The following is a 20388-nucleotide window of genomic DNA, read 5'->3' on the forward strand; positions in this document are numbered from 1 at the left end:
GCACCTACGTTGGCGCCGCGCGGGGCCCGTCTGGGAGTAGAATCAAGGCATGAAAATCCGCGTAGCAACTTATAATATACACAAGGGTGTCTCCTCCGTGCGAGGCTTGCCCAGGGTCCATGCATTGAAGCAGGCGATTGCCCTGTTCCATGCCGATGTCGTCTTTTTGCAGGAAGTGCAAGGCAAGCATGACCGCAATGCGGCCCGCTATGGCGCCGAGAACAACGGCCACAAGCATTGGCCGGAAGCGTCGCAGCATGAATTCTTTGCCGGCGCCGAACACCATTCCGCGTATGGCATGAATGCCGTGTATGACCATGGCCACCATGGCAACGCCTTGCTGAGCAAGTTTCCCATCGCCTCGCAAACCAACCACGACGTGTCCGACCATGCCTATGAACAGCGCGGCATCCTGCATTGCGTGCTCAAGACGCCGCAGGCCGACGTGCATTGCTATGTGGTGCACCTGGGCCTGTTCGAATCGGGACGGGGCCGCCAGACGCAGGCGCTGATCGACGCCGTCATGGAGTCGGCGCCGCATGGCGAGCCCGTCATCATCGCGGGCGACTTCAACGACTGGCGCAACACGCTCAGCGACAAGCTGCGCAATGCGCTCGGGGTGGTCGAGGTATTCGACCAGCGCGCGTCGAACTCGGCCTTGGGCGACCTGGTGCGCACCCTGGCGCGGCGCCAGACGAAAACGCCCGTGCCCGTGCCGGCGCGCACCTTTCCCGCCGCTTTGCCATGGTTCCGTCTGGATCGCATCTATGTGCGCGGTTTCCACGTGGAAGGCGCGCAAGTGATGCATGGCACCTTGTGGGCGAAACTGTCGGACCACGCGCCGATCGTTGCTGCCTTGAAACTCGCGTAGACTGCCGGCATGCGCACAGTCAATTTTATCGCCGACAACGACATCAAGCTGCTGTATTGCGGCACCGATTACTTTCCCGCATTGGTCCAGGCCATCGATGGCGCCCGTTCGGAAGTGTATTTCGAAACGTATATCTTTGCCGACGACGCCACGGGCACCCTGGTGCTCGATGCCCTGAAACGTGCCGCCGCGCGCGGCGTGCTGGTGTGCATGATCACGGACTGGTTCGGCACGGGCAACCGCCGGGTCAACGCCATGCATGCGCAGCTGGAAGCGGCCGGCGTGCACCACCGCATTTTTAATCCCTGGTTCCGGCGCGGCATCACGCGCACGCACCGCAAGATTTGCGTCGCCGATGGAGAAATTGCCCTGGTGGGCGGTATCAATATCAATGACGACATGTTTTGCGACTATGACCACAACATCAGCCTGGAAGCGCCGCGCTGGGATTTCGCCGTGCAGGTGAAGGGCCCGCTGGTCGACGCCATCCATGAGGAAGTGCAGGCGCAATGGGCGCGGTTGGGCAAGATGAATTTGGTGCGGCGTATCAAGCTGTACCGCAAGATGCGCGTGGTCAGCAAGGAGCTGGCGAAGAACCCCGTCGTGGCCGGTTTTGTCGTGCGCGACAACCTGCGCAACCGCCGCACCATCCAGCGCGCCTACCTGCAGGCGCTGGGCCAGGCGCGCAAAAGCGTGATGCTGGCCAACCCGTATTTCGCGCCGGGGCACAAGCTGCGCCACGCGCTGGCCCAGGCGGCCCAGCGGGGCGTCGACGTGGTGCTGTTGATCGGCGTGGGCGAGTTTCGCATGCAAGATGCCGTGGCGCACTCGTTTTATCCGAAACTGCTGGCTGCCGGCGTGAAAATCGTCGAATACCGCAAGACGCAGCTGCACGCCAAGGTGGCCGTCGTCGACGATGACTGGGCGACGGTCGGTTCGAGCAATATTGACGCGCTGAGCCTGTTCCTGAACCAGGAAGCGAACGTGGTCATCAAGGACGTGGCCTTCGCGCAAAGCCTGCGCCAGCACATCGAGCAGGGCGTGGCCGACGGCATCGTGATTCACCAGGATGATTTCAAGCACATCGGCCGTGTCCGGCGCATCGGCTACGAAGCCGCCTTCCTCGTGTACCGGCTGGTGATGCGCATTTTTTCAGTAGGCAAGTACGCATGAACGAGATGACAACGGTAAGGCTGGACAAATGGCTGTGGGCGGCGCGCTTCTTCAAGACGCGCTCGCTGGCCAGCGAGGCCGTCGACACGGGTAAAGTCAAAGTGGGCGGCGAGCGCGTGAAACCGGCGCGCAGCTTGCGCGTGGGCGACGAGCTGGCCATCGACAATGGCGCGGAAACGTGGGAAGTGGCCGTGCTGGGCCTGTCCGACAAGCGCGGCGCGGCAAGCGTGGCGCGCCTGCTGTATGCCGAAACACCGGCCAGCATCGCCCGCCGCGAGCAACTGGCCGAGGAGCGCAAGCTGTTCCGCGAGCCGGGCACCACCATCAAGGGGCGGCCGACCAAGCGCGACCGCCGTCAATTGAGCAAGGCAGGCGGCCTCGACTGAGGCGCGCTTGTACCCAGATGGCAGGGGCGCACACCGCTTTTGCCCGCCTGAAATCGCTACAAACACGCGGCCAAAAAATGCTGCGCTGCACCAATAGAACACCGGCTCTAAAGTTCCCGTTTGACTTTTACGTGGTAGTGGATAATAGTACGAGCGTTCGGATTTTTTCGGAGCGTGCTTTTTTTTACCCTCGCTTCAGTCCGCCAGATCGGCAACATCACTTTTAGAACGGACCTCTTGAATACTTCAGTCAAATTCATGCGCAAGGGCGAACTGACCCGTGCAGCCATCCTCGACGTGGCGCTGGACTTGTCCAGCCGCGACGGCCTGGAAGGCCTGACCATAGGGCTGCTTGCGGACAAAATGAACATGAGCAAGTCGGGCGTGTTTGCCCACTTTGGCTCGCGCGAAGACTTGCAGATGGAAGTGCTGAAGCTCTACCACTATCGTTTCGAGCAAGAAGTCTTTTTCCCCAGCATGAAAGAGCCACGCGGCATCCAGCGCCTGCAATCGATGTTTGCGCGCTGGGTCAAGCGGGTCAGTGTGGAGATCGCTTCCGGCTGCATCTATATCAGCGGCGCCGTCGAGTATGACGACCGTCCGGGCCCCATCCGCGACTCCCTGGTGGCCATGGTACGGGCCTGGCAAGGCGCGCTGCTGCGCAGTGTCGAGCAATCGATCGCCACGGGCGATCTGAAAGCGGACACGGACGCCCAGCAGCTGGTGTACGAGATGTATGGCCTGATCCTGGCCCTGCATCACGATGCGCGCTTCCTGCGCGTGCCAGGCAGCATCGAACGGGCGCAAGCGGGCTTTATCCGCCTGCTGGCGTCGTACCAGAATTCCGTCACAAGCAAATAAGCCGTCAGGCAGTATCCGCAGCAACGCACACGCAGTTCACAAGTACAACACTTTAGCTAAACGCCTTCAGGAGAAAAATTATGGGTCAATACGTCGCGCCAATCCGGGATATGCAATTCGTTCTGCATGAGTTCCTGCAAGTGGAAGAAGAACTGAAGCAAATGCCGTCGTACGCCGACGTCGACGCCGATATCATCAACCAGGTACTGGAAGAGGGCGGCAAGTTCACTTCCGAAGTGTTGTTCCCGCTGAACCACTCGGGCGACCGCGAAGGCTGCCACCACGACCCCGTCACGAAAAACGTGACCACGCCGAAAGGCTTTAAAGAAGCCTACAAGCAGTACGTCGAAGGCGGCTGGGCGGCACTGGCTTGCGATCCGCAATACGGCGGCCAGGGCTTGCCTGTTGTGCTGAACAACTCGTTCTATGAAATGCTGAACTCGTCGAACCAGGCCTGGTCCATGTACCCTGGCCTGTCGCACGGCGCCTACGAGTGCCTGAAGGAACACGGCACCGACCACCAGAAGGAAGTGTATCTGCCGAAGCTGGTATCGGGCGAATGGACGGGCACCATGTGCCTGACCGAACCGCACTGCGGCACCGACCTGGGCCTGCTGCGCTCGAAAGCGCTGCCTGAGGCGGACGGTTCCTGGACCATCACCGGCAACAAGATCTTCATCTCGGCCGGCGAGCACGACATGGCGGAAAACATCCTGCACCTGGTGCTGGCCCGCGTGCCGGATGCGCCGGAAGGCTCGAAAGGCATCTCGCTGTTCCTGGTGCCGAAATTCCTGCCGAACGCGGACGGCACGGTCGGCGAGCGCAACCCGATCACCTGCGGCGCCATCGAAGAAAAAATGGGCATCCACGGCAATTCGACCTGCCAGATGAACCTGGACGGCGCGAAAGGCTGGATCATCGGCCAGCCAAACAAGGGCCTCAACGCCATGTTCGTCTTCATGAACGCGGCCCGCCTGGGCGTGGGCATGCAGTCGCTGGGCCTGACGGAAATCGCTTACCAGAACGCGCTGATCTACGCCAAGGACCGCACGCAAATGCGTTCGCTGTCCGGCATCAAGAACCCGGAACTGCCGGCCGACCGCATCATCGTGCACCCTGACGTGCGCCGCATGCTGTTGACGGGCAAAGCCTACGCCGAAGGCGCGCGCGCTTTCACTTCCTACGTGGCGCTGCAGATCGACCGCGAACTGCACCACCCTGACGCCGACGTGCGCAAGGAAGCGGCTGACGAAGTGGCGCTGCTGACCCCTGTCATCAAGGCCTTCATCACCGACAACGCCTGGATCGCCACCTCGGACGCGATGCAAGTGTTCGGCGGCCACGGCTACATTTCGGAATGGGGCATGGAGCAGTATGTGCGCGACGCGCGCATCAACATGATCTACGAAGGCACGAACACGATCCAGTCGCTGGACCTGCTGGGCCGCAAGATCCTCGGCGACAACGGCGCCAAGCTGCGCAAGTTCGGCGAGAAGATCAAGGCCTTTGTCGAAGACAACGGCACCGATGAAGCGATGAGCGAATTCGTCACCCCACTGGGAGACCTGGGCGACAAAGTCACCAAGCTGACCATGGAAATCGGCATGAAAGCTTTCCAGAACCCTGACGAAGTGGGCGCGGCATGCGTGCCATACCTGCGTGTCGTCGGCCACATGATCTACAGCTACCTGTTCGCGCAGATGGCCAAGATCGCCCTCGAAAAAGAGTCCAGCGGCGACACCTTCTACACCGCCAAACTGGCTACCGCACGTTTCTACTTCGCCCGCTTGCAGCCTGAAACGGCAACCCTGATCCGTCAGGCGCGTTCCGGTTCGGCCAACCTGATGGCACTCGACGCAGACCTGTTCTAAGACTTGAGGAAAATATGACCAATTTCATCGTTAAAAAAGTAGCCGTCCTCGGCGCCGGCGTGATGGGCGCGCAGATCGCCGCCCATTGCATCAACGCGAAAGTGCCGGTCGTGCTGTTCGACCTGCCAGCCAAGGAAGGACCAAAGAATGGCATCGTGCTGCGCGCCATCGAGAACCTGAAAAAGCTGTCGCCTGCGCCGCTGGGCAACAAGGATGACGCCGCGCTGATCCAGGTGGCCAACTACGAAGACAACCTGGACCTGCTGGCCGGTTGCGACCTGATCATCGAAGCCATCGCCGAGCGCATGGACTGGAAACACGACCTGTACCAGAAGGTCGCACCGCACATCGGCCCGAACGCGATCTTCGCCTCGAACACCTCGGGCCTGTCGATCACCAAGCTGGCCGAAGGCTTCGACGCCGACCTGAAATCGCGCTACTGCGGCGTGCACTTCTTTAACCCGCCACGCTATATGCACCTGGTCGAGATCATCCCGACCGAGTTCACCCGCCCGGAAATCGCCGACCAGCTGGAAGGCTTCCTGACCACCACCCTGGGCAAGGGCGTCGTGCGCGCCAAGGATACGCCGAACTTCATCGCCAACCGCGTTGGCGTGTTCGGCATCCTGGCCATCGTGCACGAAGCTGAGAAATTCGGTCTGTCCGTGGACGTCGTCGATGACCTGACGGGCGCCAAGCTGGGCCGCGCCAAGTCGGGCACCTTCCGCACGGCGGACGTGGTCGGCCTGGACACCATGGGCCATGTGATCAAGACCATGCAGGATTACCTGCCGAACGACCCCTTCGCTGCCGTCTACAAGACGCCGGCCGTGCTGGCGCAGCTGGTGGAAAAAGGCGCGCTGGGCCAGAAGAGCGGCGCGGGCTTCTACAAGAAGGTCGGCAAGGAGATTCAACGCCTCGATTTCGCCACCGGTGAATACGTCGCTGGCGGCGCCAAGGCAGCCGACATCATCGCCCGCATCCTGAAAGAAAAGGATCCGGTCAAGAAGATGAAGGCGCTGCGCGAATCGACGAACCCGCAAGGCCAGTTCCTGTGGGCGATCTTCCGCGACGCTTTCCACTACATCGCCATCCATCTCGACACCGTGGCCGACAATGCGCGCGACATCGACTTCGCCATGCGCTGGGGCTTCGGCTGGAACGTCGGCCCGTTTGAAACGTGGCAGGCATCGAACTGGCTGCAAGTGGCCAACTGGGTCAAGGAAGACATCGACGCCGGCCACGCGCTGTGCAATGCGCCGCTGCCAGCCTGGGTCTTCGAAGGTCCGGTCGCTGAAAAAGGCGGCGTGCACACGCCCGAAGGTTCCTACTCCGCCGTGTCGAACAGCTTCGTGCCACGCTCGACCCTGTCCGTGTATGACCGCCAGCCGTTCCGCGCGCCAGTCCTGGGCAGCGGCGCCATCGACGGCAAGACCGCCGGCACCACCGTGTTTGAAGACGAATCCGTGCGCGTCTGGCATACGGGCGACGATGTGTTGATCATCTCGTTCAAGACCAAGATGCACGTGATTGGCGAAGGCGTGATCAATGGCCTGAAACTGGCCTTGGCAGAAGCCGAGAAGAACTTCAAGGGCCTGGTGATCTGGCACGCCGACGCCGCCGAAGGCGGCGCGTTTTCGGCTGGCGCCGACCTGCAATCGGCCTTGCCGGCCTTCATGCAAGGCGGCGTGAAAGCCGTCGATCCGATCATCGCCGAACTGCAGAACACCTTCATGTCGCTGAAATACGCGAACGTGCCGGTGATCGCCGCGGTCGCGGGCCTGGCACTGGGCGGCGGTTGCGAACTGGCGCTGCATGCATCGAAGCGCGTGGCTTCGATCGAGTCCTACATCGGCCTCGTGGAAGTGGGCGTGGGCCTGATTCCTGCCGGCGGCGGCTTGAAGGAAGCGGCGCAGCGCGCCTACAAGGAAGCCAAGGGTAACGATATCCTGCAATTCCTGAAAACGGGCTTCACCAACGCAGCCACCGCCAACGTGTCGAAATCGGCGCTGGAAGCGAAAAAAATGGGCTACCTGAAGGAAGACGACGTCATCGTGTTCAACGCCTACGAGCTGCTGCACGTGGCCAAGGTCGAAGCGCGCGCCATGTTCGACGCGGGCTTCCGTCCAGCGCTCCCTTCGCTGATCCAGGTCACGGGCCGTTACGGCTGGGGCACCATCAAGGCGCAGCTGGTCAACATGCGCGACGGCGGCTTCATTTCGGCGCACGATTTCAAGCTGGGCGAGATGATCGCCGAGATCGTATCGGGCGGTGACGTGGACCAGGGCAGCTTCGTCAGCGAACAGTGGCTGCTGGATATGGAACGCAAGGCATTCCTGGAGCTGTTGAACCATCCGAAAACCCAGGAACGGATCATGGGCATGATGCAGACCGGTAAGCCGGTACGCAACTAAGCACAACGTCGATGACGATCCTGTCACTTGTTTTTAAAGTACTGCTGCGCGTGAGGCCAAGCATGGTGTATGACCGTATCAAACAACAGATGATGGACACCTTGCCCTTCGTGCGGCTGCTGGGGATCAGCATCGACGACATCGGCGCCGGCACCTCGAAGGTGTCGATGCCGGAAGATCCAAAACTGAATAATCACCTGGGCACGCAGCATGCGGGCGCCTTGTTTACCCTGGCCGAAACGGCTTCCGGCGCGGCCATGGCTGGCGGCTTCGCCGAGCTGATACTGGGCTTGCGCCCGGTGGCCAAGGAGTCGCGCATTCAGTACCAGAAGGTGGCCCGGGGCGCGACGCGCGCCGAAGGCCGGGTACCGGGCGATTTGGCTGCCTTGAAGGCACAGCTGGCACAGGACGGCAAGGTGGCGTTTCCCGTGGCAGTCGATATTTTCGACTCCGAAGGCACGCTGGCGGCACAGGTGACGGTGGACTGGTATTTGTCGCAGAAGCGATAGGCCAGCATCCCGGACATTCGACAGAACACGAACCTCGTTCAACATCTTTGAAAGCATAAAATGAGCAAACAACTTCAAGACGCCTACATCGTCTCTGCAACCCGCACCCCGATCGGCAAGGCGCCGCGCGGCATGTTCAGAAACACCCGCCCGGACGACCTGCTGGTGCGCGTGCTGCAATCGGCCCTGGCGCAAGCGCCTGGCCTCGACCCGGCCCTGATCACCGACGCCATCATCGGCTGCTCGTTCCCGGAAGCGGAACAAGGTTTCAACATTGCGCGTAACTCGGTGCTGCTGGCCGGCTTGCCGAAAACCGTGGGCGGCGTCACCGTCAACCGTTACTGCGCGTCGGGCATCACGGCGATTGCCATGGCGGCCGACCGCATCCGCGTGGGCGAAGCCGACGTGATGATCGCCGGCGGCATCGAATCGATGTCGATGGTGCCGATGATGGGCCACCACCCATCGATGAACCTGGACATGTTCAGCGATGAAAACATCGGCATGGCTTACGGCATGGGCCTGACGGCCGAAAAAGTGGCGCAGCAATGGAAAGTGTCGCGCGAACAGCAGGACGCGTTCTCCGTTGAATCGCACCGCCGCGCCATCGCCGCGCAGCAAGCCGGTTTCTTCAAGGCCGAAACGACGCCCGTCGAAATCATCACGCGCACGCCGAACCTGGCTACCGGCCAGGTGGACGTATCGCGCCGCACGGTCGACACGGATGAAGGCGCGCGCGCCGATTCGTCGATGGAATCGCTGGGCAAACTCAAACCCGTGTTTGCCGCCAAGGGCACCGTCACGGCCGCCAACAGCTCGCAGATGTCCGACGGCGCCGGCGCGCTGCTGATCGTCAGCGAAAAAATCCTGCGCGAGCATAACCTGACCCCGCTGGCGAAATTCTCGTCGTTCGCCGTGCGCGGCGTGCCGCCGGAAATCATGGGCATCGGCCCGAAATTCGCCATTCCCGCAGCGTGCGCCGCCGCCGGCATCACGCAAGACCAGCTGGACTGGATCGAGCTGAACGAAGCGTTTGCCGCGCAAGCCCTGGCCGTCATCGGCGACCTGGGCCTGGATCCATCGAAGGTCAATCCGATGGGCGGCGCGATCGCCCTGGGCCACCCGCTGGGCGCGACCGGCGCCATCCGCGCCGCCACCGTGATCCACGCACTGCAGCGCACCAAGCAGAAGTACGGCATGGTCACGATGTGCGTGGGCGCAGGCATGGGCGCGGCAGGCATCTTCGAGCGCGTATAAGTTTGGCGGGCTAAAGCAATACAACAGGGCGCTGCGGGATTACCCCGGCGCCCTTTATCTTTTTGGAGACGACATGGATATTTTGTGTAGCAAGAGCGAGGGCATTCTGACCCTGGAATTCAACCGCCTGGAACGCAAGAATGCGATCACGGGCGCCATGTACCAGACCCTGGCCGATGCGCTGGTGGCGGCCGAGACGGACGATGCGGTACGCGCCATCCTGATCTGCGGCAAGCGCGAGATTTTCACGGCCGGCAACGACCTCGATGATTTCATGAAGACGGCGCGCCCGAAGGATGGCTCGCTCGACCATGACCGTCCCGTGTTCCAGTTCATGCGCGCCCTGTACGGCAGCAGCAAGCCCGTGGTGGCGGCTGTTTCCGGCCCGGCCATCGGCATCGGCACGACCCTGCTGATGCACTGCGACCTCGTCTACGCGGCCGACAACGCCAGTTTCTCGATGCCGTTCACGCAGCTGGGCCTGTGCCCGGAATTCGGCTCCAGCCTGCTGCTCACGCAACTGGCAGGATACCCGCGCGCGGCGGAAAAGCTGATGCTGGGAGAGTCCTTCCCGGCCAGCGAAGCGCTGGAAATGGGCCTGGTATCGAAAGTCGTGCCCCTGTACGACTTGATGACGTACGCGCAAGGCCAGGCTGCCAAGCTGGTGGCCCTGCCAGCGGCCTCGATCCGCGCCACCAAGCGCCTGATGAAGCAAAGCCGCATGGAGCCGATGAAGGCCGCCATCGCCGACGAAAACACACTGTTCAGCGCCATGCTGGGCGGCGCCGAAGCGAAGGAAGCGTTTACGGCCTTCTTTGAAAAACGCAAGCCGGACTTCAAGAAGTTTGCATAAGTTCCAAGAAGCAAACCCAAATGCGGCACTGCCGGGGTCGGACCCTCAGGGTCCGACCCCAGAACTTGCCTTTGTGGCTTGCTTGATCTAGACGACTGGTCTAATTGTGCTACAATGCCTCGCATGAAAGCTGAATACACCGACGTGCGCCAGCACATTATCGACCAGGGCAAGGCCATCATCACGCGCAAAGGCTTTGCCGGCGTGGGGCTGAACGAGATTTTGTCGGCCGCCGACGTGCCCAAGGGCTCGTTCTACCATTACTTCAAGTCCAAGGAATTGTTTGGCGAGGCGATGCTGGAAGATTACGTCACCGGCTATCTGGATGAAATGGAGTTCGTGCTGGGCCAGCCCGGCAAGAGCGCGGCGCAGGCGCTGATGGCGTATTGGGCCAGCTGGACCAGCGCAAGCCTCGATGGCAGCGCTTGCGACTGCCGCTGCCTGGTGGTCAAGCTCAGCAGCGAAGTGGCGGACATGTCGGAACCGATGCGCGTGGCGCTGCTCGATGGCACCCACCGCATCATCGCCAGGCTGGCCCTGGCCATCGCGCGGGGCAGGGTGGACGATACCCTGCCATCGGTAGCCGACCCGGCGCAGATGGCCGCCACCTTGTACCAGCTGTGGCTGGGCGCGGCCATGCTGACCAAGCTGCGGCGCGACGCCAGCGCCTTGCAAACGGCGTGGCGTGCGACCCTGGCCATGTTGCAGCTGCCGCCGGACCAGTAAGCGAGTGTCAAGTACGCGGATGACAGACGTCCGCGTTTTTTTGAATTGCATTCTAGACGACCAGTCTAATAATATAGGAGCAGCAGCATGAAGAATTTTGAATTCCATAACCCGACCAAGATCGTGTTCGGTCTTGATACCGTCGCCAAATTGTCCACGCTGGTGCCGCACGATGCGCGCGTGCTGATCTTGTACGGCGGCGCCAGCGCGGAAAAGACGGGCACCCTGGCCGAAGTGCGAGCTGCGCTTGCGCTGGGCCAGCGCACGGTGCAGGAGTTTGGCGGCATCGAACCCAATCCCAGCTATGAAACCCTGATGCGTGCCGTGGCGCAGGTGCGCAGCGAAAAGCTGGACTTCCTGCTGGCCGTCGGTGGCGGCTCCGTGATTGACGGCACCAAGTTCGTCGCCGCCGCCGCCCTGTACGATGGCGAGCCGTGGGAAATCGCCGAGCGCGGTGGCGCCAATGTACGTCAAGCCCTGCCGTTCGGCACGGTGCTGACCTTGCCGGCCACGGGATCGGAAATGAACAGCGGCGGCGTGGTGACGAAAAAAGCCACACATGACAAGCTGAGTTTCCGCAATCCGCTGCTGTACCCGCAGTTTTCCGTGCTCGACCCCAGCAAGACCTTTACTTTGCCGGCCACGCAGGTGGCCAATGGCCTGGTCGACGCCTTTGTCCACACCACGGAACAGTATCTGACCTATCCTGTACAGGCGATGGTGCAGGACCGCTTTGCCGAAGGCTTGCTGCAAACCCTGGTCGAGATCGCGCCGCAGGCAATCGCCGCGCCCGACGATTACGCCACCCGGGCCAACCTGATGTGGACGGCCACCCTGGCCCTGAATGGCCTGATCGGCGCCGGCGTGCCGCAGGACTGGGCCACCCACATGATCGGCCACGAACTGACGGCCCTGTACGACATCGACCATGCACGCACCCTGGCCCTGGTGCTGCCCGCGCTGCTGGACGTGCAGCGCGAACAGAAACGCGGCAAATTGCTGCAATTTGGCGAACGTGTGTGGAACATCACGGAAGGCAGCGACGACGAGCGCATCGATGCCGCCATCGCCAGCACGCGCGCCTTCTTTGAAGGTCTGGGCATCCCGACCCGTTTGTCGGCCTATCAGCTGGGTCAGGAAGCGGTGGAAGCGGTACTGACGCAATTGGAAGCACATGGTATGACCTCGCTCGGCGAACACCGCGATATCGACCTTGCGCGCAGCCGCCGCATTCTCGAAGCAGCACTGTAGTCCCACCCCGCAAGCTCACTGAAAAGGAAACAACATGAACATCCTGATGGTACTGACCTCGCACGATCAACTGGGTAACACCGGCAAGAAAACCGGTTTCTGGCTGGAAGAATTCGCCGCTCCCTACTATGCCTTGCAGGAAGCGGGCGCCAGGCTGACGGTGGTGTCGCCCAACGGCGGCCAGCCACCGCTGGACCCGAAAAGCGATGAACCCGATTCGCAAACGGACGCCACGCGCCGCTTCAAGCAAGACGCCGAAGCGCAAGCCGTGCTGGCCAACACGGGCAAGCTGGCCGACGTGAAGGCGGCCGACTTTGACGCCGTGTTTTACCCGGGCGGCCACGGCCCGCTGTGGGATCTGGCCGAAGACGCGCATTCGATCGCGCTGATCGAACAGATGATCGCGGCCGGCAAGCCCGTCGCCGCCGTTTGCCACGCACCGGGCGTGCTGCGCCACGTGAAGGCAGCTGACGGCACGCCGCTGGTGCGCGGCAAACAGGTGACGGGCTTTACGAATACCGAGGAAGACGCCGTCGGCTTGACGGCCATCGTGCCTTTCCTGGTCGAGGACATGCTCAAGCAAAACGGCGGCGTCTACTCCAAGCTGGGCGACTGGCAGCCGTACGCCGTCACCGATGGCTTGCTGGTCACGGGCCAGAATCCCGCATCGTCGGAAGCGGCCGCGCAGGCGTTGCTCAAGCTGCTGGCCCGGTAGCGCGTCCGGCGGTCATGCCCGCCAGGATCAGGCTGACCGAGGCGTGCCAGTGCGTCTCGGTCGCCGGTCTGCCCGCCAGCGCATAGCCGTGCAGGAAATCGACGAGCGCATCGCGCCCGCGCAGCCGGGTTTTCTTGTCCTGCTCAAGGTCCTCCACGGCCAGCTCGAACAGCGCCGTGAACCGCTCGGCCACGTCGGCTTGTTCCACCAGCCCGCGCGCCATCAGGCGCACGAAATACGGCGTGGCGCCGACCAGTTCCAGGTACAGCGCGCACAGCGCGAGCAGGCGGCGCTGTGGCCCCTGGCGTTGCGTAAATGGCGGCTGGCGCGGATCGAGCGCGGCAAAACGCTGCGCCATCAAGGCCAGCAATAATTCCTCTTTTCCCGCGTAGTAGTGATACACGGCCATGGCATCGACGCCGAGGCGTTGCGCCAGCGCGCGCATGGAAAACGCATCGCCTTGTTCTTCCAGCAGGGCCAGGGCAGCGTGCAGAATGCTGGCGCCGTCCAGTGCGGGCGCGGCGCGGCGCGGACGCCCGGCTCGGCGCACGGGATTTTCAATCGCTTGAAGTTTTTGCGGTTTCATGGGCATAATTCTACACCGTAGAATTAATTGAAAGAGCGTCCATGCAAAAAATTTCTGTCAGCGTTTTTCTCGGCATCAGCCTTGACGGCTGCATCGCCGGAGAAAACGGCGACCTGTCCTGGCTGGCAGAACTGGCGCCCGACTCGCCCGACGCCACCGGCTATACGGCCTTGATGGAGCACGTTGATACCCTGCTGATCGGGCGCACCACGTATGACGCCGTGCTGGGGTTCGAGCCGTGGCCATATGCGGGCAAGCGCGTGGTGGTATTGAGCCACCACGACTTCGCGCCGCGCCATGGCGAGCAGCGCCGCGAAGGCGGCGTGCGGGAAGTATTGGCAGGTCTGGCCGCCGAGGGTTGCCGCCACGTGTATCTCGATGGCGGCGCCGTGATCCGCGCCGCTTTGCGCGAGGGCGTCATCGACAGCCTGACCTTGTCCGTGCTGCCCGTGGTGCTGGGCAAGGGCGTGCGCCTGTTCGAGGACGGCTTGCCGCGCAGCGACTGGCGCCTGGACGGCACGCGCCAGTTGCCCAGCGGCGTGGTGCAGCTGCGCTATCGAAAAAATCAAACCAGGCTGACGATGAAGCCGGAATCGTAGCGCTCGTTTTCCGGCGTGCCATCGGGCCGCTTGTAGCCGCAGGGGTTGCACACGACGCGGCACTCGCCTATCTGGTAGTCGAGCGAGGCGTGCATGTGACCATGCACCCACAGGTCCGCCTGCGCCACCAGTTCATCGAGCTGCGAGGCGAAGGCGGGCGAACCGAGATTGGTCGCGTATTGCTCTTCCACCGACTGCATCGATGGCGCCATGTGCGTGATGACGACCGTCTTGCCATCGAACGGTTGTGCCAGCTGCTCGGCTAGCCAGGTCTTGTGCCGCGCGTGCAGCTGCGCCGTGTCGCTCGCGCACAAGAGGCGCGGCGCGTCGCCGCCCGTGCTGATGCGCTTGTAGTCTGGCATGTAGGCTTGCGCCGCGTTCAAGGCTTCCTCGTACCTGTCGGAGCCGAACAGCAGAAAATCCGTCCACAGCGTGATGCCGAGGAAGCGCACGCCGTTCAAGACCACGGCGTCGCCGTCGAGCAGGCCGATGTTGGCGCCCTGTGCATTGGCGCTGGCGCAGGCGTCGCGCACGGCATCCTGCATGTGTTCGAGCTGGTGCCCATAGCCCTCGTGATTGCCATGCACGTACAGCACGGGCAGGGCGCCGAAGGTGCGCGCGGCCCAGGCGATGGCATGGTTGCCCGTAGCGATGTCGCCGGCCAGGATCACCACGTCGGGGCGGCTGGCGGCAAGGTCGATGGCGGGCGTGTCGTCACCCCAGACTTCCAGGTGCAGGTCGGACAGGATCAGCAAACGCATGGCAGTGGGCGCGGCAAGGCGCGCGGCAGTGGATGGGCCTCTATCGTAGCGCAATTGGCGGGATGGACGGCAAGCGCGCCCCACTGCTTGACCGCGCGAGGGTAGCGACGTTACCCTGTGGCATCGATTACCGCACACTCATTCCTGGAGCCGCATGCCGCCTTTCTACTTACCCAAGACTCTGCTCAGCATCGCGCTGGCCGCCATGGCGCTGCCATTTGCCGCGCATGGCGCCACGCCCGCCGTCGATCCCCTGACGCAGCCGATCGCCTCGCCGTATGCGGCGCAATGGAACCGACCGCAGCAGCCGGCGCGCATCCACGGCGACACGTATTACGTGGGCGTGGGCGGCTTGAGCGTGGTGCTGATCGATACGCGCGAGGGCTTGATCCTGATCGACGGCGCGCTGCCGCAATCGGTGGCCGCCATCAAGGAACACATCCTCGAGCTGGGCTTTCGCCTGGAAGACATCAAGTTCATCCTGAATACGGAAGCGCATTTCGACCATTCGGGCGGCATTGCCGCACTGGCCCGCGACAGTGGCGCGCAAGTGGTCGCCAGCCCGCTCGGTGCACAGGCGCTGCGCGCGGGTTCGGTGCTCGCGATGGACCCGCAAGCGGGCGAAATCGATCCCATGCCGGCCGTGGAAAACGTGCGCGAGATCGCCGATGGCGAAACCCTGCAACTGGGCGACTTGACCATCACGGCGCGCTACACGCCGGGCCATACGCCGGGCAGCACCAGCTGGACCTGGGTCTCGTGCGAGGATGCAGAGCGTCAGGATTGCCTGAACGTGGTGTTCGGCGCCAGCCTCACGCCGGTGGCGGCCGACGATTTTCACTACCTGGGCGATGAACGCCATGCGGACCTGACGCCGGCCTTCCGCCGCGTGATGCAGGACTTCGCCAGACTGCCGTGCGACATCCTGATCTCGGCCCACCCCGACCACTCGGGCGGTGACCGCAAGCTGACGCAATTGCTCGAAGGCGTCACGCCGAATCCCTTCATCGATGCGCAGGCGTGCAGCAGCTACGCGGCCAAGAATGAAGCCAAGCTCGATGCCCGCATCGCGAAAGAAAAAGCGGCTGCGACAAATTAACAACGTTGGCGCATGCGCCATGAAAATCAAAGTGAAAGCCACGCCCAAGCCGCGCAACCCGCTGGTGGCGGCCGGCAAGCACCGCTTGCAACAATTGCTGGCGGGGCGGCTCAAACCGGACGATTAGCGAGCCGGCAGTTCGACGATGAAGTTCGGATCAAAAGCGGGATTTTGCGGCGTGCCGCTGCGCGTCCTGTAGCCGCACGGGTTGCTGACGACGCGGCAGGGGCCGATGCGGTAATCGCGCGAGGCGTGGATGTGGCCATGCACCCACAGGTCCGCCTGCGCGACCAGCTCGTCCAGGCGCGAGGCATAGGCGGGCGAAGACGCCTCGCTGCCGTAGGCAGCGTCGACCGACAGCTGCGACGGCGCCATGTGGCTGATGACGACGGTGCGCCCATCGAACGGTTGCGCCAGTTCGCGCGCCAGCCAGGCTTTTTGCTGCGCGTGGAACATGGCCGTATCGGCCGCGCGCAGCTTGCGAAAACCCATGCTGGCCAGGCGGATGCGCTTGTAGTCGTTCATGATGGCTTGCGCGTCGTGCATGGCCGCTTGCCGCGTGTCGTCGCCCAGCAGGCGGAAATCCGTCCACAGGGTGGCGCCCAGGAAGCGCACGGCGTTGCCGGCCTGGTCGGTGATGATGTGGGAATCGGCGTCGAGAAAATGCACGTTGTCCGTGGCGGCGCAGACCGCGCGCAGCTCCTGGCGCACCTTGTCGAGGTGGTGGCCATAGCCTTCGTGGTTGCCGTGCACGTACAGCACCGGCAGGCCCGCGAATGCGGCGGCGGCCCAGGCGACGGCGCGCGCGCCCGTGTCGATGTCGCCGGCCAGGATCACGGCGTCGGGGCAGCTGAGCGCGAGGTCGCCCTGCGGCGCTTCGTCGCGCCATAGCTCGTGGTGCAGGTCCGACAGTATCAATAAACGCATGCTGTTTTCACGCCTGTTGAAAGAGCACCATCGTACCTGAAAACCTTCACTCTTCCGGCAGCGTGGCGAAGCTGTGCGCCAGGTAGTCGAGCAGCGCGCGCACGGCCGGCAGCAGGCCGCGCCGCGACGGGAACACGGCGTGGATGATTTCGCGCTGCGGCCGCCACTGCGCCATCAGCGGCAGCAGGCTGCCATTGGCCACCTGTTCGGTGATCATCATGGTCGGCAGCTGCACCACGCCCACGCCGGCCACGGCCGCGTCGCGCAGGGTCAGCATGTCGCCCGTGACGAAGCGCGGCGTATGGCGCAGCTGGGCGCGCGCGCCATCGGGGCCGTGCAAATCCCACTGGTAGTGCTGTTGCGGCATGCCCAAGGCCAGGCTGGGCCAGTCGGCCAGGTCGGCCGGCGCGGCTGGCCTGGCGGCGTCGCCGAACAGCAGCGGGCTGCCCACCATGCACTGGCTGCGCTCGGCCAGCACGCGCAGCACCAGGTCGCTGTCGGGCAGCGGCGGCGGACGCACGCGGATGGCCACGTCGATGCCTTCGGCCACCAGGTCGACGCGGCGGTTGCTCGCTTCGAGCAGCAGGGTCACTTGCGGATGCGCGCGCATGAAGCCGGCCAGCATGGGCGCGACCAGCGAGTGCAGCAGGGCGATGGGGCAGGACAGGCGCACCGTGCCGCGCGGCGCGGCCCGCGTCAGCTCGATCGCTTCCTGCGCCGCCTCCGCTTCCACCAGCATCGCCTTGCAATGCTCGTAAAACGTCTGGCCCACGTCGGTGACGGAAAAATGCCGCGTCGTGCGCTGCAGCAGGCGCGCGCCGAGGCGCTCTTCCAGCAGCGCGATGCGTCGGCTGAGTTTGGATTTCGGCATGCCCAGCGCCCGCCCGGCCGGCGCGAAGCCGCCATGGTCGACCACCTGCACAAAGTAATACAAGTCATTCAGGTCCTGCATGCCGCCTCCTTGATCGTTCTATTTTTGGAACACTGATGGCTGATTTTACCGTCTACCGCCTTCATCGTTGCAGGTCTATTCTGTCTCCATCGTCATGCACACCCCACAGGAGATCGAGATGAACACAGTCACAGGTATCTACAGCGCACCGCGCCAGCACTGGGTAGGCGACGGTTTCCCCGTGCGCTCGATGTTTTCGTATAACGGCCATGGCAAGCAGCTGAGCCCCTTCCTGCTGCTCGACTATGCCGGCCCTGCCGAATTTGCGCCCGGCACGCGTCCGCCCGGCGTCGGTTCGCACCCGCACCGCGGTTTTGAAACGGTGACCATCGTCTACAAGGGCGAAGTGGCGCACCGCGATTCGACGGGCCAGGGCGGCGTGATCGGCCCCGGCGACGTGCAGTGGATGACGGCCGGCGCCGGCATCTTGCATGAAGAGTTCCACTCGCCTGCCTTCACGCAGTCGGGCGGCACCCTGGAAATGGTGCAGCTGTGGGTGAACCTGCCGGCGAAAAACAAGATGACGGCGCCCGGCTACCAGGCCATCACCAGCGACACGATACCCACCGTGGCGCTGCCCGACGATGCAGGTTCCGTGCGCGTGATCGCCGGCGACTTCGCTGGCCTGCATGGCCCGGCCCGCACGTTCTCGCCGATGCAGGTGTGGGACGTGCGCCTGGCGCAGGGCAATCTGACGGAGTTGCCCGTGACCCGAGGCTGGAGCACGGCGCTGATCGTCCTGCATGGCACGGTGCTGGTCAATGGCGAGAGCGTGGTGCGCGAAGCGCAGATGGCGCTGTTCGAGCGCGATGGCGACAGCATCACCGTCGAGGCGAACAGCGATGCCGTGGTACTGCTGCTCAGTGGCGAGCCGATCGAGGAACCCATCGTCGGTCATGGCCCCTTCGTCATGAATACCGAAGCGGAAATCGCGCAGGCGTTCGAGGATTTCAACAGCGGCCGCTTCGCCCGTATCGCAAAATAATTTGTGTAGCGAATTTGTGTAATACCCGTGCCGCATCCCGCGGCACGGTTTTTCAGGAGACCACCATGAGCACCCCCGCCAACTTCCAAGGTTTGCCACCGATGATCGATCCCGACGACGCCGTCATGCTGTTGATCGACCACCAGAGCGGCTTGTTCCAGCTGGTGCGCGACATCGAGCAGCACGTGCTGCGCGGCCACGTCACGGCGCTGGCCAAGCTGTCGCGCCTGGCGAACATGCCGACTTTTACCACCGCTTCCGTGCCCGACGGCCCGAACGGTCCCTTGATCCCGGAAATCCACCATTTCAACCCGGAAGCCGTCTACATCCCGCGCACGGGCCAGATCAATGCCTGGGACAATCCGGCCTGGGTCGAGGCCATCGAAAAGACGGGACGCAAGACCCTGCTGATCGCCGGCACGCTCACCAGCGTGTGCATGGCCTTTCCCACCATCAGCGCGCTGGCGGCCGGCTACAAGGTGTTTGCCATCATCGACGCCTCGGGCAACTGGTCGAAGATGGCCACCGACATCACCATGGCGCGCGTCACGCAAGCGGGCGCCGTGCCGATCGATACGTATGCCGTGCTGGCTGAAGTGATGAGCACCTGGAACCGCGCCGATGCGATGGAATTTGCCGCCATCATGACGGACCATATCGTGCCGCCATACCGCGCGCTGATTGAAAGCTACGACAAGGCGCAGGGCGTGCAAAAGAATGGCCGCGAAACCAAGCTGGAAATTCTGGAAGCGGCCAGCAAGGGCTGATCACTTTACGGCGCGTCGTAGCGGGCGCGTATCGCCGCCAGCACGCCATGCTGTTCCAGGTGCGTGATGGCGGCGTCCAGGCGCGCCAGGTCGGCGGCGCTGGTCGTGCGCGCATTGAGCATCAGATGCACGGGAGCGCGCAGGACCAGGAAGGGCAGGGTGTTCAAGGCGACGCCCTGCAGGCGCGCTTCATGGCGCACGGCCAGCACGTCGCCCAGCAGCAGATCGGCGCGGCCCGCGTCGAGCATGAGGATACCCTGCCGGAAGCTGCCGAAGGCATTCAGCCGGCCGGCCTTTTCCAGCGCCGGCCGGGCCGCCGCATACTGCGCGCCATACCAGCCCACTTTGGGCGCCAGCAAGGTCGACTTGCCGCGCACCAGCTGCGCGAAGCTGGCGATTTGCTGGTGGTTGTGGGGCGAGCCGGATTTGCTGAAGACGCCCACGGCTTCATCGCGATACGAAATGGAAAAACGGGCATAGGAATGGCGTTCCGGCGTCTCGGACGCGGCGGGCATCAGGTCCAGCCCCCCTTTCTGGAACAGCAACTGGCGCCGCGCCGTGGGCAGTTCCGGCGCGGTCAGCAAGGTGCAGTGCGCTTCCTTGAAAATGGCGCGCAGCAGCTCCAGGTCCAGGCCCGTATAGTGGCCCTGGGCATCGCGGTAGAGATACGGCGGCCACTGTTCCAGCGCCATCGTCATGCGGCAGGCCTGGGCGGGCAGGATGTTGCCGAGCAGCGTTGCCGCAAGCAGCACGTGGCGCAAGCGCATGGAACATCTCCGCAGTGGTTCAAGTGTAGTGCTTAGCAATTTGCCAGAATGGCCACGG

At 63.4% G+C, this 20388-nt stretch carries 21 protein-coding genes; 16 read left to right on the forward strand and 5 right to left on the reverse strand.

Annotated features, from left to right (window positions below):
* Positions 1–49: 49 nt before the first annotated feature.
* From CLU91_RS18895 to CLU91_RS18950, 12 genes are all read left to right on the forward strand, one after another.
* The gene (locus CLU91_RS18895) at positions 50–871 is read left to right on the forward strand and encodes an endonuclease/exonuclease/phosphatase family protein (protein ID WP_100875365.1); all 822 of its coding nucleotides are present in this window, start codon (positions 50–52) and stop codon (positions 869–871) included.
* 9 nt (positions 872–880) lie between these two features.
* Positions 881–2044: a cardiolipin synthase ClsB gene (clsB, locus tag CLU91_RS18900; RefSeq protein WP_100875366.1), complete on the forward strand. Its 1164-nt coding sequence runs from the start codon at positions 881–883 to the stop codon at positions 2042–2044.
* On the forward strand, positions 2041–2430 hold the full coding sequence (locus CLU91_RS18905; RefSeq protein WP_100875367.1) for an RNA-binding S4 domain-containing protein: 390 nt from the start codon (positions 2041–2043) through the stop codon (positions 2428–2430). The genes clsB and CLU91_RS18905 overlap by 4 nt, the downstream gene beginning before the upstream one ends.
* 258 nt (positions 2431–2688) lie before the next feature.
* Entirely contained in the window at positions 2689–3291 is a 603-nt protein-coding gene (locus CLU91_RS18910) for a TetR/AcrR family transcriptional regulator (protein WP_100875368.1), read from the forward strand.
* An 80-nt stretch (positions 3292–3371) separates the two neighbouring features.
* Positions 3372–5162: an acyl-CoA dehydrogenase C-terminal domain-containing protein gene (locus CLU91_RS18915; protein ID WP_100875369.1), complete on the forward strand. Its 1791-nt coding sequence runs from the start codon at positions 3372–3374 to the stop codon at positions 5160–5162.
* A 14-nt stretch (positions 5163–5176) separates the two neighbouring features.
* Positions 5177–7576: a 3-hydroxyacyl-CoA dehydrogenase/enoyl-CoA hydratase family protein gene (locus tag CLU91_RS18920; protein ID WP_100875370.1), complete on the forward strand. Its 2400-nt coding sequence runs from the start codon at positions 5177–5179 to the stop codon at positions 7574–7576.
* 11 nt (positions 7577–7587) lie between these two features.
* Entirely contained in the window at positions 7588–8085 is a 498-nt protein-coding gene (locus CLU91_RS18925; RefSeq protein WP_232730797.1) for a PaaI family thioesterase, read from the forward strand.
* A gap of 60 nt (positions 8086–8145) precedes the next feature.
* Complete coding sequence (locus CLU91_RS18930) at positions 8146–9342, forward strand: acetyl-CoA C-acyltransferase (protein ID WP_100875372.1); 1197 nt, start codon at positions 8146–8148, stop codon at positions 9340–9342.
* Between the two features lie 73 nt (positions 9343–9415).
* Positions 9416–10195, forward strand: a complete 780-nt coding sequence (locus CLU91_RS18935; RefSeq protein WP_100875373.1) for an enoyl-CoA hydratase — start codon at positions 9416–9418, stop codon at positions 10193–10195.
* A gap of 123 nt (positions 10196–10318) precedes the next feature.
* Positions 10319–10921, forward strand: a complete 603-nt coding sequence (locus CLU91_RS18940) for a TetR/AcrR family transcriptional regulator (RefSeq protein ID WP_100875374.1) — start codon at positions 10319–10321, stop codon at positions 10919–10921.
* A gap of 87 nt (positions 10922–11008) precedes the next feature.
* Entirely contained in the window at positions 11009–12172 is a 1164-nt protein-coding gene (locus CLU91_RS18945; protein WP_100875375.1) for an iron-containing alcohol dehydrogenase, read from the forward strand.
* A gap of 34 nt (positions 12173–12206) precedes the next feature.
* Complete coding sequence (locus CLU91_RS18950) at positions 12207–12887, forward strand: type 1 glutamine amidotransferase domain-containing protein (protein ID WP_100875376.1); 681 nt, start codon at positions 12207–12209, stop codon at positions 12885–12887.
* Here the strand turns inward: CLU91_RS18950 and CLU91_RS18955 are convergent.
* Positions 12868–13473: a TetR/AcrR family transcriptional regulator gene (locus CLU91_RS18955; protein WP_198521361.1), complete on the reverse strand. Its 606-nt coding sequence runs from the start codon at positions 13471–13473 to the stop codon at positions 12868–12870. The genes CLU91_RS18950 and CLU91_RS18955 overlap by 20 nt on opposite strands.
* A gap of 41 nt (positions 13474–13514) precedes the next feature.
* Between CLU91_RS18955 and CLU91_RS18960 the strand changes: the two genes are divergently transcribed.
* Complete coding sequence (locus CLU91_RS18960; RefSeq protein WP_100875378.1) at positions 13515–14072, forward strand: dihydrofolate reductase family protein; 558 nt, start codon at positions 13515–13517, stop codon at positions 14070–14072.
* Here CLU91_RS18960 and CLU91_RS18965 read toward each other — a convergent pair.
* Positions 14039–14833 carry a metallophosphoesterase family protein gene (locus CLU91_RS18965; RefSeq protein ID WP_100875379.1) on the reverse strand — a complete coding sequence of 265 codons (795 nt, stop codon included), beginning with the start codon at positions 14831–14833 and terminating at the stop codon, positions 14039–14041. The two genes, CLU91_RS18960 and CLU91_RS18965, sit on opposite strands and share 34 nt — an antisense overlap.
* A 154-nt stretch (positions 14834–14987) precedes the next feature.
* Here CLU91_RS18965 and bla point away from each other — a divergent pair, with 154 nt between their 5' ends.
* The gene (gene bla, locus CLU91_RS18970; protein WP_100875380.1) at positions 14988–15932 is read left to right on the forward strand and encodes a subclass B3 metallo-beta-lactamase; all 945 of its coding nucleotides are present in this window, start codon (positions 14988–14990) and stop codon (positions 15930–15932) included.
* A gap of 123 nt (positions 15933–16055) precedes the next feature.
* Here the strand turns inward: bla and CLU91_RS18975 are convergent, their stop codons facing one another.
* Positions 16056–16859 carry a metallophosphoesterase family protein gene (locus tag CLU91_RS18975; RefSeq protein ID WP_100875381.1) on the reverse strand — a complete coding sequence of 268 codons (804 nt, stop codon included), beginning with the start codon at positions 16857–16859 and terminating at the stop codon, positions 16056–16058.
* Positions 16860–16905: 46 nt separating this feature from the next.
* On the reverse strand, positions 16906–17811 hold the full coding sequence (locus tag CLU91_RS18980; protein WP_100875382.1) for a LysR family transcriptional regulator: 906 nt from the start codon (positions 17809–17811) through the stop codon (positions 16906–16908).
* Positions 17812–17929: 118 nt separating this feature from the next.
* On the opposite strand from CLU91_RS18980, the gene CLU91_RS18985 reads away from it, so the two are divergent.
* Both CLU91_RS18985 and CLU91_RS18990 read left to right on the forward strand, forming a co-directional pair.
* Positions 17930–18796: a pirin family protein gene (locus CLU91_RS18985; RefSeq protein WP_100875383.1), complete on the forward strand. Its 867-nt coding sequence runs from the start codon at positions 17930–17932 to the stop codon at positions 18794–18796.
* Positions 18797–18861: 65 nt separating this feature from the next.
* Positions 18862–19563, forward strand: coding sequence for an isochorismatase family protein (locus tag CLU91_RS18990; protein ID WP_198521362.1), 702 nt, complete (start codon positions 18862–18864; stop codon positions 19561–19563).
* Positions 19564–19568: 5 nt separating this feature from the next.
* Here CLU91_RS18990 and CLU91_RS18995 read toward each other — a convergent pair whose 3' ends face one another.
* Positions 19569–20330 carry a substrate-binding periplasmic protein gene (locus tag CLU91_RS18995; protein WP_100875384.1) on the reverse strand — a complete coding sequence of 254 codons (762 nt, stop codon included), beginning with the start codon at positions 20328–20330 and terminating at the stop codon, positions 19569–19571.
* Positions 20331–20388 lie beyond the last annotated feature (58 nt).

It is taken from the genome of Janthinobacterium sp. 64 (genome assembly GCF_002813325.1).
Classification (GTDB): domain Bacteria; phylum Pseudomonadota; class Gammaproteobacteria; order Burkholderiales; family Burkholderiaceae_D; genus Janthinobacterium.